General features: G+C 73.6%; 10 protein-coding genes. 4 read left to right on the top strand and 6 right to left on the bottom strand.

Annotated elements, in window-relative coordinates; translation table 11 throughout:
- Nucleotides 1–323: 323 nt before the first annotated feature.
- Complete coding sequence (locus ACLQ20_RS11545; protein ID WP_425855903.1) at nt 324–4,877, top strand: HAMP domain-containing protein; 4,554 nt, start codon at nt 324–326, stop codon at nt 4,875–4,877.
- Between the two features lie 221 nt (nt 4,878–5,098).
- The gene (locus ACLQ20_RS11550) at nt 5,099–6,709 is read left to right on the top strand and encodes a hypothetical protein (protein ID WP_425855389.1); all 1,611 of its coding nucleotides are present in this window, start codon (nt 5,099–5,101) and stop codon (nt 6,707–6,709) included.
- 49 nt (nt 6,710–6,758) lie between these two features.
- On the opposite strand, the gene ACLQ20_RS11555 is transcribed toward ACLQ20_RS11550, so the two are convergent.
- The 4 genes from ACLQ20_RS11555 to ACLQ20_RS11570 all read right to left on the bottom strand — a co-directional run bounded on the left by ACLQ20_RS11555 (nt 6,759) and on the right by ACLQ20_RS11570 (nt 10,414).
- Nucleotides 6,759–7,325 (bottom strand): GNAT family N-acetyltransferase, encoded by a 567-nt coding sequence (locus ACLQ20_RS11555; RefSeq protein WP_425855390.1) that lies wholly within the window; start codon nt 7,323–7,325, stop codon nt 6,759–6,761.
- 100 nt (nt 7,326–7,425) lie between these two features.
- Entirely contained in the window at nt 7,426–8,265 is an 840-nt protein-coding gene (locus ACLQ20_RS11560; RefSeq protein WP_358119784.1) for an ABC transporter ATP-binding protein, read from the bottom strand.
- Between the two features lie 47 nt (nt 8,266–8,312).
- A complete protein-coding gene (locus ACLQ20_RS11565; RefSeq protein WP_425855393.1) occupies nt 8,313–9,341 on the bottom strand; it encodes a FecCD family ABC transporter permease in 1,029 nt (342 codons plus the stop codon).
- On the bottom strand, nt 9,338–10,414 hold the full coding sequence (locus ACLQ20_RS11570) for a FecCD family ABC transporter permease (protein WP_425855905.1): 1,077 nt from the start codon (nt 10,412–10,414) through the stop codon (nt 9,338–9,340). Before ACLQ20_RS11570 ends, ACLQ20_RS11565 begins: the two co-directional genes overlap by 4 nt.
- 90 nt (nt 10,415–10,504) lie before the next feature.
- Here ACLQ20_RS11570 and ACLQ20_RS11575 point away from each other — a divergent pair, with 90 nt between their 5' ends.
- Both ACLQ20_RS11575 and ACLQ20_RS11580 read left to right on the top strand, forming a co-directional pair.
- The gene (locus ACLQ20_RS11575; RefSeq protein WP_151453132.1) at nt 10,505–11,542 is read left to right on the top strand and encodes an ABC transporter substrate-binding protein; all 1,038 of its coding nucleotides are present in this window, start codon (nt 10,505–10,507) and stop codon (nt 11,540–11,542) included.
- Nucleotides 11,539–12,384, top strand: a complete 846-nt coding sequence (locus ACLQ20_RS11580; RefSeq protein ID WP_425855395.1) for a siderophore-interacting protein — start codon at nt 11,539–11,541, stop codon at nt 12,382–12,384. Before ACLQ20_RS11575 ends, ACLQ20_RS11580 begins: the two co-directional genes overlap by 4 nt.
- Nucleotides 12,385–12,448: 64 nt before the next feature.
- Here ACLQ20_RS11580 and ACLQ20_RS11585 read toward each other — a convergent pair whose 3' ends face one another.
- Both ACLQ20_RS11585 and ACLQ20_RS11590 read right to left on the bottom strand, forming a co-directional pair.
- Entirely contained in the window at nt 12,449–12,934 is a 486-nt protein-coding gene (locus ACLQ20_RS11585) for a GNAT family N-acetyltransferase (RefSeq protein WP_425855396.1), read from the bottom strand.
- Between the two features lie 92 nt (nt 12,935–13,026).
- The gene (locus ACLQ20_RS11590) at nt 13,027–13,524 is read right to left on the bottom strand and encodes a DinB family protein (RefSeq protein ID WP_425855398.1); all 498 of its coding nucleotides are present in this window, start codon (nt 13,522–13,524) and stop codon (nt 13,027–13,029) included.
- Nucleotides 13,525–13,540: the final 16 nt, after the last annotated feature.

Genomic DNA, 13,540 nt, shown 5'->3' on the forward strand with positions numbered 1-13,540 from the left:
TTCTCCGGCGGGGCGCGCGCTCCACACCGGACCCGCTCGCCGGGCCGGCGTCGAGGACCGCCCCGGCGAGTCCCCCGTTCCGGTCGGACCGGTTCGAGCGTCGCCTCTACCCGCGCCGCGCCCCTGGTAACCGTGCTGGTGCGCAGCCGCCGGACGGCCGGCGTAGCGGGGTGCCGGCCGGCGCGCGTGCGGCGACCGGGCTGTGCATACTTGCGCGGTCGATGTTGTGCCGGCGGGCAGGCCCCCGGCTGCTGCGCGAGGTGGTTGTGGTGGTCGAGAAGACGGCGTCGCGGCGCAACCCGGCGACCGGTGGGGCCGCGGCGATGGCCGATCCGGGGCTCCGGCAGCTGCTGGCCGGCCTGACGGCGGTACGCGACGGTGACTTCGGCACCCGGCTGCCGGAGGACGCCGACGGCCTGCTCGGAGAGATCGCCACCGTCTTCAACGGCATGGTCGACCAGTTGTCGCTGTTCACCTCCGAGGTGACCCGGGTGGCCCGGGAGGTGGGCACCGAGGGGCAGCTGGGCGGCCAGGCCGAGGTGCCCGGGGTGTCGGGCACCTGGAAGGACCTCACCGACTCCGTCAACGCCATGGCGGGCAACCTCACCGACCAGGTCCGCGACATCGCCGAGGTGGCCACGGCGGTGGCCCGGGGCGACCTGTCGCAGAAAATCACCGTGGACGTGCGCGGCGAGATCCTGGAGCTGAAGATCACCATCAACACGATGGTGGACCAGTTGTCGTCGTTCGCCGACGAGGTGACGCGGGTGGCCCGGGAGGTCGGCAGCGAGGGCCGCCTCGGCGGCCAGGCCGAGGTGCCCGGCGTGGCCGGCACCTGGCGCGACCTCACCGACTCGGTGAACTTCATGGCCGGCAACCTGACCAGCCAGGTCCGCAACATCGCCCAGGTCACCACGGCCGTGGCCCGGGGCGACCTGTCGCAGAAGATCACCGTCGACGCCCGGGGCGAGATCCTGGAGCTCAAGAGCACCATCAACACCATGGTGGACCAGCTGTCGTCGTTCGCCGACGAGGTGACCCGGGTGGCCCGCGAGGTCGGCACCGACGGGCGGCTCGGCGGTCAGGCCCAGGTCAGCGGCGTGGCCGGCACCTGGCGCGACCTCACCGACTCGGTGAACTCGATGGCGGTCAACCTCACCGACCAGGTGCGCAGCATCGCGCAGGTGGCCACGGCGGTGGCCCGGGGCGACCTGTCGCAGAAGATCACCGTCACCGCGCACGGCGAGATCCTGGAGCTGAAGAACACCATCAACACGATGGTGGACCAGCTGTCGTCGTTCGCCGACGAGGTGACGCGGGTCGCCCGCGAGGTGGGCACCGAGGGGCGCCTCGGCGGCCAGGCGGACGTCAAGGGCGTCTCCGGCACCTGGAAGGACCTCACCGAGTCGGTCAACGTCATGGCGGACAACCTCACCGCCCAGGTGCGCAGCATCGCCGAGGTGACCACCGCCGTGGCGAAGGGCGACCTGACGCAGAAGATCCGGGTCGACGCGCGCGGCGAGATCCTGGCGCTGAAGGAGACCATCAACACGATGGTCGACCAGCTCTCCGCGTTCGCCGACGAGGTGACGCGGGTGGCCCGGGAGGTGGGCACCGAGGGCCGCCTCGGCGGCCAGGCCCGGGTGTCCAACGTGGCCGGCACCTGGAAGGACCTCACCGACAACGTCAACGAGATGGCCAACAACCTCACCAACCAGGTGCGCTCGATCGCGCTGGTCGCCACGGCCGTCGCCCAGGGCGACCTGAGTCGGCAGATCACCGTGGAGGCCAAGGGCGAGGTGGCCGTGCTCGCCCAGACCATCAACACGATGGTCGGCACGCTCGGCGCCTTCGCCGACGAGGTGACCCGGGTGGCCCGGGAGGTCGGCACCGAGGGCCGCCTCGGCGGGCAGGCGCGGGTGCCGAACGTGGCCGGCACCTGGAAGGACCTCACCGACAACGTCAACTCGATGGCGAACAACCTCACCGGCCAGGTCCGCAACATCGCCCAGGTCACCACCGCCGTGGCCCAGGGCGACCTGACCAAGAAGATCGACGTCGACGCGCGCGGCGAGATCCTGGAGCTGAAGACCACCATCAACACGATGGTGGACCAGCTGTCGTCGTTCGCGGCGGAGGTGACCCGGGTGGCCCGGGAGGTCGGCAGCGAGGGCCGCCTCGGCGGCCAGGCCGAGGTCGAGGGCGTCTCCGGCACCTGGAAGCGGCTCACCGAGAACGTCAACGAGCTGGCCGGGAACCTCACCCGCCAGGTGCGCGCCATCGCCGAGGTGACCAGCGCGGTGGCCACCGGCGACCTGACCCGCTCCATCACCGTGGACGCCCCCGGCGAGGTCGGCGAGCTGAAGGACAACATCAACTCGATGGTGGAGTCGCTGCGCGAGACCACCCGCACCAACCAGGAACAGGACTGGCTCAAGACCAACCTGGCCCGCATCGCCGGCCTGATGCAGGGCCACCGCGACCTGGACGTGGTCGCCGGTCTGGTGATGAACGAGCTGGCCCCGCTGGTCTCCGCGCAGCTCGGCACGTTCCTGCTGGTGGACGACGGCCCCGGCGGGACCGGCCTGCGGGTCGTCGGCGGGTACGGGCATGACACCTCCGGCCGCCGGTACGCCCTCGGCGACTCGCTCGTCGGGCAGGCCGCGGTGAGCAAGCGGGCCATCGTGGTGGACACCGTGCCGGCCGACTACGTCACCGTCTCCTCCAGCCTCGGCGCCGCCGCCCCGCTGCACCTGGTGGTGCTGCCGATCCTCTTCGAGGACCAGGTGCTCGGCGTCATCGAGCTGGCCAGCATGAGCCGCTTCACCGAGGTGCAACGCGACTTCCTCGACCAGCTGACCGAGACCATCGGCGTCAACGTCAACACCATCGTCGCCAACGCCCGTACCGACGTGCTGCTCACCGAGTCGCAGCGCCTCGCCGCGGAGTTGCAGGCCCGCTCGGAGGAGTTGCAGGCCCGCTCCGAGGAGCTCCAGCGCTCCAACGCCGAGCTGGAGGACAAGGCGGCCCTGCTGGCCCGGCAGAACCACGACATCGAGACGAAGAACTCCGAGATCGAGCAGGCCCGGCAGGAGCTGGAGGCCCGCGCCCAGCAGCTCGCCCTCGCCTCCAAGTACAAGTCGGAGTTCCTCGCGAACATGAGCCACGAGCTGCGTACGCCGCTGAACTCGCTGCTCATCCTCGCCCAGCTGCTCGCGCAGAACCCGAACCGCAACCTGACCGCCAAGCAGGTGGAGTACGCGACGGTCATCCACTCGGCCGGCACGGACCTGCTCCAGCTGATCAACGACATCCTCGACCTGTCCAAGGTGGAGGCCGGGAAGATGGACATCAACCCGGAGACGTTCGAGCTGGCCGCGCTGCGCGACTACGTCGACGCCACCTTCCGGCCGCTGACCACGCCCCGGGGCCTGGAGCTGGAGATCAGCACCGGGCCGGGCGTGCCGACCGAGCTGCACACCGACGAGCAGCGGCTGCGGCAGGTGCTGCGCAACCTGGTCTCCAACGCGGTCAAGTTCACCGAGAAGGGGCGGGTACGGCTGCGCATCGAGCGGGCCGCGCCGGGTGAGTTGCCCGAGGGGCTCGCCCAGACGGACGTCTTCCTCGCGTTCCGGGTGATCGACACCGGCATCGGCATCGCCGAGCAGCACCTGACCGCGATCTTCGACGCCTTCCAGCAGGCCGACGGCACGACCAGCCGGCGGTACGGGGGCACGGGCCTCGGGCTGTCCATCAGCCGGGAGATCGCCCACCTGCTCGGCGGCCGGATCCAGGCGCGCAGCGTGCTCGGCCGGGGCAGCACGTTCACCCTCTACCTGCCCGTCGGGCCGGTGCCCGCCGGGACCGGCGACGCGGCGGTCCCGCACGACCGCCCGACCGGCGCGCTGCCGGCCGCGGGCCGTGCCGGCGCGCTGCCCTGGACGTCGCCGGCCACCCTGCCGTGGACGCCCCCGGCCACCCTGCCCTGGACGCCGCCGGCCACGCTGCCGCCGGCCGTGACCCTCCAGCCCGGCGAGGTCCGCCGGATGCTGGTGTTGGAGCGTCACGACAAGGGGCTGCTGACGCTGCTCGCCCAGGGCGTCGCGGCGGACCTGGGCGACGCCCACCCGCCGGTGGAGATCTCCACCGCGGTGGACGTGGCCTCGGCGGTCGAGGCGCTCGCCGCCGGGCGGCACCACGTCCTGGTGCTCCAGCTCGACCTGCCCGACGACGGCGGTACGAACCTGCTGAAGGCGCTGCACGACGATCCGGCGCTGCGCGGGGTGCCCGTGCTGGCGTACCACGGACACCCGCTGCCGTCGGGCTCGCAGGCCCTGTTGCAGGCGTTGACCCACGAGCGGCCGCTGGAGGTCCTGCGCAGCCTGGACGACCTGCGCGAGCGGATCGCCCTGCACCTCACGGCGGTGACGCCGGAGCGGGTGCTGCCGTTCGCCCCGGTGCTGCCCGACGTCCGTCCCGTCGTCGACGCCCTGCCCGGCGACCTGGCCGGGCGCAAGGTGCTGGTGGTGGACGACGACGCGCGCAACGTCTTCGCGCTGACCAACATCCTGGAGCTGCACGGGCTCGACGTGGTGTACGCGGAGAACGGCCGGCAGGGCGTCGAGACGCTGATGCGCCACGACGACATCGACCTCGTGCTGATGGACGTGATGATGCCGGAGATGGACGGCTACGCGGCGACGGCGGCCATCCGCGCCATGCCCCGCTACGCCGACCTGCCGATCATCGCGGTGACCGCGAAGGCCATGCACGGCGATCGGGAGAAGAGCATCTCCTCCGGCGCCAGCGACTACGTCACGAAGCCGGTCGACGCCGCCGACCTGTTGCAGTGCATCCACCGCTGGCTGCACGGCTGAGGCCTCCCGCCGCGCCCCGAGGGCGTACCGCCGGGTGGCATCCGCCCGCTGCCGCCCTTCCGCCCGGGCGGCTCCGCCCCCGTCGCCGGCCCCGGCGGCGGGGGCGAGTCGGATTTCGGCCCGTCGCCAATGCGACTTGCCGCATCCGCGCGGTCACGCCGGGTGCTCCCATGTCTCCCACTGGTCCGCACCGGGCGGGCCGACGGAAACGGAGAGTGCGAGTGGGACCCAACCTGCTGCGCCGCGTCGCCACGGCGACCGTGGCGCTCAGCTGCGCCGTCATCGGGACGGTGGTGGCGGCGACGGGGCCGGCGGTGGCCAGCCCGATCCGCAACAGCACCCCCTGGTCGGTGCTGCTCTGCAAGTTCAGCGACAAGCCGGCGGAGCCCCGGGCGCCGTCGTTCTTCGCCAACTTCCTCACCGACGCCGGCCTCGGCACCTCCGGGGTGGCGGACTACCTGGCCGACCAGTCCGGTGGCCGGGTCTCGCTGGCCGGCTCGGCCGTCCGGGGCTGGTACACGATGCCGTACACCCTGGCGCAGTACCAGTCGATCGACCGCGGCACCCGCATCCAGCGCTGCGTCGACACCGCCGCGGCCAACGGCTACACCGTCCCCGCCGGGCACCGCACCGCCGTCATGCTCAACGACTGGGTCGACTCCGGGGCCGCCGGCGGGCGGGTGCTGCTCGACCCGGGCGCCTGGAACGTCGGCTTCGCCGCCCACGAGATGCTGCACGGCTACAACCTGGGGCACTCGTTCTCCAACGACACCACCTACCAGAACGCGCCGTGGTCCCAGCCGGGGGAGTACGACGACCCGTGGGACGAGATGAGCGCGATGCACATCCACGCCTTCGCCACGGCGAACTACGGCACGAGCGCGGTCGGGCTCAACGCGTTCCACCGCGACGAGCTGGGCTGGCTGCCGAAGAACCGGGTGTTCACCATGGCCGCCGACGGGGTGGGCTCGCGGAGCATCACGTTGGCGCCGCTGGAGGTGCCCTCGGCGAGCGGCCCGCAACTGGTCCGGATCCCGTTCGACCCCGCCGACACGTTCCAATACTACACCGTGGAGTTCCGCCGCAAGACCGGCTGGAGCGCCGGCATCCCGGCCGACACGGTCCTGCTGCACGAGGTCCGCAACGGCACGCCCACGCTGCTGCGTACCGGGCCCGGCGGCGGTCCGGCCCAGTCGCTCAACGCCAACGGGGTCCAGATCGGCGTGAACTGGATCTCGGGCAACTCCGCGTCGGTCACCGTCACCACCGACGTGGTGAACCGCTGCCTGCAGGGGTACGTCTGGCGGGAGGCCCGGCCGGGCGACATGGTCTGCGTCACCGGGGCGACCCGCAGCCAGGTGTGGGCGGACAACGCGGCGGCCCCGAGCCGCTGGACCAACGGCGCGTACGGCCCGCACACCTGCATCTCCGGCTACGTGTGGCGGGAGGCGTACGCCGGTGACGACGTCTGCGTGACCGGCGCCCAGCGCACCCAGGCGGCCTCGGACAACGCCGCCGCGGCGAGCCGCCGCAACCCGGCGCGCCTGGTCGCCGGGCCGAACACCTGCGTCAGCGGGTACGTCTGGCGCGACGCCGACCAGTCCGACTACGTCTGCGTCACCGGGACGACCCGCTCCCAGGTGCTCGCGGACAACGCCGTCGCCACGAGCCGCTGGGTCAACGGCCCGTACGGCCCGCACACCTGCGTCGCCGGCTACGTGTGGCGCGACGCGTTCCTCGGTGACGACGTCTGCGTCACCGGCACCCAGCGCAGTCAGGCCGCGGCGGACAACGTCGCCGGCCCGGGCCGGGTGCTGCGGCCGGGCGGCTGAGCCCCCGACGCTCCCCGGGTGGGCGACCGCCCGGGGAGCGTCCCGCGTCTCAGGGCCGGCCGGCCTCGAAGGTCTCCCGGTCGAGGAAGAGCAGCCGGGCCCGCTTGCCGTTCACGTCGATCAGCGGGCCGGCGACGAAGCCGGTGCGCCGGAGCCGCTCGACCGCCTTGTCGTTGCGCGCGTCCGGCTCCATCACGACGCGCCGGCGTCGCGGGTCGGCGAAGACGAAGTCGAGGAACACGCGCAACAGGGTGCCGGTGAAGCCCCGCTCGACCGCGCCGGGCGGGCCGATCAGCAGGTGGGCCCCGTGGTCGCCGGGCTGGACCGGGTAGCACTCGCCGACCGGGTCGGCGGCCGGCTCGTAGGTCTGGAACAGCGCCACCGGTGTGCCGTCGCGGTGGGTCAGCCAGGCGTGGTGGGTGGGCAGCGAGTCGAGGTAGCGGTAGATTTCCTCGACCCGGTCGCGGCCGGCGTCGCGCATGCCCCAGAACCGGGCGCGTTCCTGGCTGACCCAGGCGTGGATCAGGTCGATGTCGGTGTCGGGGTCGACGGGTCGGATCGTCACCCGGCCGAAGCCGTCGACGTCCTGTCGGTAGGTGCTGGCGAGATCACGCATCGTGTGCCACCGTACGGTGATTCCGGTCGATGCGCGAGTAGGTCGACCCGTGGCGCGGCGCGGGCCGGCAGGCGGCCGGCGCCGGCGGCGCGAACGCCCGTCACCCGCCCACCTTGCCTCCGCCGGCGGTGACCGCCGGGGCGCTCGCGGCGGCCCGGCGGCGGGCGGCGGGGACCACCAGCGGGGTACCGGTCTCCGGGTCGTCGATCACGCGGCAGGGCAGCCCGAAGACCTCCTCGACCAGCTCGGCGGTGACCACCTCCCGGGGCGCGCCGGCGGCGACCACCTCCCCCTCGCGCATCGCGATCAGGTGCGTCGCGTAGCGGGCGGCGTGGTTGAGGTCGTGCAGCACCGCCACCAGCGTGCGGCCCTGCTCCTCGTGCAGCCGGGCGCAGAGGTCGAGGATCTCGATCTGGTGGGCGATGTCCAGGTAGGTGGTCGGCTCGTCGAGCAGCAGCAGGGGGGTCTGCTGGGCCAGCGCCATCGCGATCCACACCCGCTGCCGTTGCCCGCCGGAGAGCTCGTCGACGGCCCGGTCGGCCAGGTCGGCGACCCCGGTGGCGGCCATCGACTCGGTGACCACCCGTTCGTCCTCGCGCGACCACTGCCGCAGCAGCCCCTGGTGCGGGTACCGGCCGCGGGCGACGAGTTCGGCCACGCCGATGCCGTCCGGCGCGATGGACGTCTGCGGCAGCAGGCCGAGGGTGCGTGCCACGCTGCGGGCCGGCTGCCGGTGGATGTCCTCGCCGTCGAGCAGGACCGCCCCGGCGGCCGGCTTCAGCAGCCGGGACAGGGCCCGCAGCAGGGTGGACTTGCCGCAGGCGTTGGGGCCGATGATGACCGTGAAGGACCGGTCGGGCACGGCGACGCTCAGGTCCTGCGCGATGGTCCGCCGCTCGTAGGCGAGGGTCATCGCGGTGCCGCTCAGCCGGGACTGCATGCTCGGTGCTCCGTTCTCGTCGTGGGTGGCCCGCTGGCCGCGTCCGGTCACAGTCGGCCGGCCCGGCGCTCGGTGGCCAGCAGCCAGACCAGGTAGGCGCCGCCGAGCACGCCGGTGACGACGCCGACCGGCAGTTGGTGCCCGGGGAAGGCCCGCAGCGCGAGCTGGTCGGCGGCGACCAGGAGAACCGCGCCGACGGCCGCCGAGGGCAGCAGGTTCGGCCCGGGGGCCCGGGTCAGCCGCCGCGCGAGGTGTGGCGCGGTGAGGGCCACGAAGTTCACCGGCCCGGCGGCGGCCGCCGCGAGGGAGACCAGCAGCACCGCCGCCGCGAGCACGACGAGGCGCAGCCGCTCCACGCGTACGCCGAGGGCGGCGGCGGTGTCGTCGCCCATCTCGACCAGCCGCATCGCCGGCCCGTAGCCGGCCAGCATGAGGGGCACCAGCACGCCCAGCGCGATCAGCAGCGGCAGCGCGTTCGACCAGCCGCGACCGTCGAGGCTGCCGGTGAGCCAGAGCACGGCGCGGGCGGCGTCCATCAGCGGGGCCCGGGTGAGCAGCCAGCCGTTGACGCCGGTGAGGATCGCCATGGTGCCGATGCCGACCAGGATCAGCCGGTACCCGTGCACGCCGCGCCGCCAGGACAGCGCGTAGACCAGCGCGCCGGTGACCAGCCCGCCGACCACCGCCGACGAGGCCAGCGCCACGCTGCTGCCGCCGAGCACCACCACGACGAGCGCCCCGGTGGCCGCGCCCTGGGTGAAGCCGAGCATGTCGGGGCTGCCCAACGGGTTGCGGACCAGCGACTGGAAGACGGCCCCGGCCAGCGCCAGCGCGGCGCCGACGCAGAGCGCGGTGACCAGCCGGGGCAGCCGCAGCTCGGTGACGATGAACTCCTCGGCCGGAGTGCCCCGGCCGGTGAGGGCGCGCAGCACGTCGGCGGTGCTCATCGGGTAGTCGCCGCTGCCGATGGCGAACACGCTCAGCGTCAGGGCCAGCAGCACGCAGATGACACCGACGGCGATGGCGCGGGGGCGCAGCCGCAGGGACAGGCCGCCGGGGGTGCGGATGGTGATCACGGGTGGGCCACCCGCCCGCGCCGCACCAGCCAGAGGAAGAGCGGCCCGCCCGCCACGGCGGTCACCATGCCGACCTGGAGCTCGCCGGGCCGGCTCAGCACCCGCCCCAGCACGTCGGCGCCGAGCAACAGCACCGGTGCCAGCACCGCGCAGTACGGCAGCAGCCAGCGCAGGTCGGGCCCGGTGATTGCCCGGACCAGGTGCGGCACGAGCAGCCCGACGAAGACGATCGGCCCGCAGGCGGCGGTGGCGGCGCCGCAGAGCAGCGTGATCGCCACGATGACCGCGCCCCGGACGACGGTCGGGCGGGCGCCGAGCGCGCGCGCCGCGTCGTCGCCGAGCGCCAGCGCGTTGAGCGGGCGCGTGACGGCCAGCGCGACCAGCAGGCCGGCCGCGATGAACGGCGCGACCGTGCGTACGGTCGACGGCTCGGCGCTGGCCAGCGAGCCGACCGTCCAGAACCGCAGCCGTTCCAGCGACGCCGTGTCCATGAGCATCACCGCGCTGACGTACGAGTAGAGGGTGGCGTTGAGCGCCGCGCCGGCGAGCGCCAGCCGGGCGGGGGTGGCCCCGCGCCCGCCGCCGACCACGTAGACGGCGGCGGTCACGGCCGCCGCGCCGAGCAGCGCGAACCACACCTGCCCGCCGACGCCGCCGATGCCGAACAGGACGGCCCCGGTGGCCACCGCCGCCGAGGCACCGGCGTTGATGCCGAGCAGCCCCGGGTCGGCGAGCGGGTTGCGGGTCAGCGCCTGCATGACCGCGCCGGCGACGCCGAGCGCCGCCCCGGCGAGCAGGCCGAGCAGCGTACGCGGCAGCCGCATGCGGTGCACGACGGCGTACTCGGCGGCGTCGCGGTCCAGCAGGCCCTGCCAGACGTCGGTGAGGGGGAGCTGTTTGGCGCCCACGGCGATGCTGAGCACCGCGACGGCCGCGAGCAGCAGCACCGACGCCGCGAGCCCGGCGGCCCGCAGCGCGGCCCGGCCGGGCCGGCGTACGGCCGGCGGTGCCGGCGGCGCGCCGACGCGGGGGGAGAGGGTGGCGGACAGTGTGGGCTCCGATTGGTGCGGAATTCCGAACGGGACTTGACAGCCGTTTAGGTTAGGTTAACCTAACCCCGCTGTCCATGGTCATTCGCCCGACCCTGATCGAAAGACACCGCCATGCCGCATCCCGTGTCCGCCCGCCGCCTCTCCCGCCGGGGCCTGCTCGCCGCCGGTGGCGCCGCCACCCTGGCAGCCCTGCTCGCCGGCTGCGGCGGGGACGAGGACTCCGCCACCCCGGCCGCCAAGGACTCCGGCGGGCCGTGGTCGTTCACGGACGACCGCAACGAGAAGGTGAGCGCCCCCGCCCGGCCGACCCGGGTGGTCGCCTTCACGGGGGTCGCCGCCGCGCTTGTCGACTTCGGGCTCGACAAGCAGATCGTCGGGGTGTTCGGCGAGACCAAGCGCTCCGACGGCAGCAAGGACCCGCAGGCCGGCGACCTCGACGTCGAGTCCGTGGAGATCCTCGGCAACGTCTGGGGCGAGTTCAACCTGGAGAAGTACGCCGCCCTGCGGCCCGAACTGCTCGTCACCCACATGTACGACCCGGGCGCCTTCTGGTACGTGCCGGACGAGAGCAAGGGCAAGATCCTCCCGCTCGCCCCCACCGTCACCGTGACCACCGCGCGGGTGCCGATGACCAAGCCGATCGAGCGGTACGCGCAGCTCGCCGAGTCCCTCGGCGCCGACCTGTCCGCGAAGAAGGTCACCGACGCCAAGGCCCGCTTCGAGGCCGCCGCCGAGTCGGTCCGCCAGGCGGTCAAGGCCAACCCGGGCATCAAGGTGCTCGCCTGCTCCGGCAGCCCCGACCTGTTCTACGCCTCCAACCCCAAGGTCAGCACCGACCTGATGTACTTCGCCGAGCTGGGCGTCGACATCGTCGTCCCCACCAAGCTGGAGGCCGGCGACTACTTCGAGGCGCTGAGCTGGGAGAACGCGGGCAAGTTCCCGGCCGACCTGCTCCTGCTCGACAACCGCGCCTCGGCCCTGCAACCCAAGGACATGGCCGCGAAGCCGACCTGGCAGCAGCTGCCGGCGGTCAAGGCCAACCAGGTCGCCGCCTGGGACGCGGTGCCCCGCTTCTCGTACGCCGGCGCCGCGCCGCTGCTGGAGAACCTGGCCGCCGCCATCAAGGGCGCGAAGAAGGTCACGTCGTGACCACCGCCGTCGCCGTGCAGTACCGCCTCTTCGCCGCGCAGGTCGTCGGCGCCCGCCGCGTCGGCGCCTCCCTGGTCCGGGTCACCTTCGGCGGGCCGGAACTGGCCGACTTCGCCGGTGGCGGCCGGGACCAGAGCGTCTCGCTGTTCCTGCCGCACCCCGGTCAGCCCGAGCCGGTGCTCCCCGTCGGGGCGGGGGAGGACTGGTTCGGCGCCTACCGGGCCATGGACCCCGACGTGCGCGCGGTGATGCGCTCGTACACCATCCGGGAGCAGCGCCCCGAGGTGGCCGAGGTGGACATCGACTTCGTCAGCCACGGCGACACCGGCCCCGCCTCCCGCTGGGCCCGGCACGCCCTGCCGGGCGACCGGGTGGTGCTGCTCGGCCCGGCCGTGCACGACAACCGCAGTGTCTGCTTCCGGCCCCCGGTCGGCACGGACTCCGTCCTGCTGGTGGCCGACGAGACCGGGCTGCCGGCCGCCGCCGGGATCCTGGCCTGGCTGCCGCCCGGCACCCCGGTGCGGGCCTGGATCGAGGTCCCCGACGCGGGAGACATCCAGGAACTGCCCACCGAGGCGCGGGCCGAGGTGCGCTGGATCGTGCGCGGCGCCACCGCCCCCGGCAGCACCCTGCTGGCGGACGCGGTGCGCGCCGCCCGCCTGCCGGCCGGCACCCCGTACGCCTGGATCGCCGGCGAGTCCTCGATGGTGCGCTCGGTGCGCCGGCACCTCGTCGGGGAGCGCGGCCTGGACCGCCGCCACGTCACCTTCTCCGGCTACTGGCGCCGGGGCGCCTCCGAGGACAACCTGCGCGCCGAGGCCGTCGCCAAGGCCGCCGTCTGACGATGCCCGCCGCGCGCCGCGTCCCGCCCCGATGGGACGCGGCGCGCGGCGTCCGGCCGGTCGCTCAGAACTCCCGGTACATCACGTGCAGGCCCACCCGGCCGAGGGTGGGATGCCGGAACGCGCCGGGCACCGTGCCCACCACGTCGAACCCCTCCCGCCGGTACAGCTCCACGGCGGTGGCGTTGCTCGCCACCACGGCGTTGAACTGCATGCCGGCGTACCCCCGCTCGCGGGCCCAGTCGACCGCGTGCCGGCACAGCGCCGTGCCCACGCCACGCCCGCGCGCCGCGCGGGCCACCATGAAGCTCGCGGTGGCGATGTGCGCGCCCGGTCCGGGGCGGTTGGTGCCCATCTTCGCGGTGCCCAGCACCGCGTCGCCGTCGACCGCGACCACCGTCCGGCCGGGCGCGGCCTCCACCCACATGTCGTACGCCTGCTCGGCGGTCAGCTCCGGGTCGTAGGGGAAGGTCTCCCGCGCCCGGACCACCTCCTGGACGATCGGCCACACCTGGGCCCAGTCGGACTCGTGGAACTCGCGGATCCGCATCGGCGGATGCTAGGGACGGCCCGGGTGCGGCGGCAAGGCGTTTACCGGCGGGGAGGGTGCGGCCCGGGTCGGCGGGGCGGACGTTGGGCGCACTAACCGTCGACGAGCTGCTCCCGGAGAATGTCCGCGTGCCCACAGTGCTGGGCGAGCTCGCGCAGCACGTGGAGATACACCCACCGCAGCGGAAGCGGGCCCCGCCGGTGCCCGGGCAGGATGTCGTCCAGGCCCAGGGACGACGTCGCGCGGCGTGACGCCTCGCAGGCCTCGCGGTGCGCGCGCTGGACGGTGGCGATCGTGTCGTCGTCATCGAGGATGAACGACTCGTCCGGCGTCGCGGGGATGCCGATCTCAGCGCGCGACCGGCACGTGACGGCCTCGTCGAACCAGACCTTCTCGACGAAGGTCACGTGCTTCACGAGACCCAGCAGCGTGGTCCGCGAGGCCACCAACGACCGGCGCGCCTGTTCCTCCGTCAGCCCGTCCAGGCAGCCGTTGAGCGCGCCGCGGTGCTCGTCGAGGAACGCCTCGAACTGGGCCCGGGCCGGCTGGGCGACGACCTGGTCGGCGAAGGTGGGCGGGTAGGAGGGCATGGGAGGAGCATTCCAG

The organism is Micromonospora sp. DT46 (genome assembly GCF_049841735.1).
Classification (GTDB): Bacteria; Actinomycetota; Actinomycetes; order Mycobacteriales; family Micromonosporaceae; genus Micromonospora; species Micromonospora reichwaldensis.

Bases quoted from the DNA above. Each gene is read 5' to 3' on its own strand.
- ACLQ20_RS11555 (WP_425855390.1), bottom strand. From the start codon at position 7,325: ATGCGTGATCTCGCCAGCACCTACCGACAGGACGTCGACGGCTTCGGC.
- ACLQ20_RS11575 (WP_151453132.1), top strand. From the start codon at position 10,505: ATGCCGCATCCCGTGTCCGCCCGCCGCCTCTCCCGCCGGGGCCTGCTC.
- ACLQ20_RS11590 (WP_425855398.1), bottom strand. From the start codon at position 13,524: ATGCCCTCCTACCCGCCCACCTTCGCCGACCAGGTCGTCGCCCAGCCG.
- ACLQ20_RS11545 (WP_425855903.1), top strand. From the start codon at position 324: ATGGCCGATCCGGGGCTCCGGCAGCTGCTGGCCGGCCTGACGGCGGTA.
- ACLQ20_RS11560 (WP_358119784.1), bottom strand. From the start codon at position 8,265: ATGCAGTCCCGGCTGAGCGGCACCGCGATGACCCTCGCCTACGAGCGG.
- ACLQ20_RS11585 (WP_425855396.1), bottom strand. From the start codon at position 12,934: ATGCGGATCCGCGAGTTCCACGAGTCCGACTGGGCCCAGGTGTGGCCG.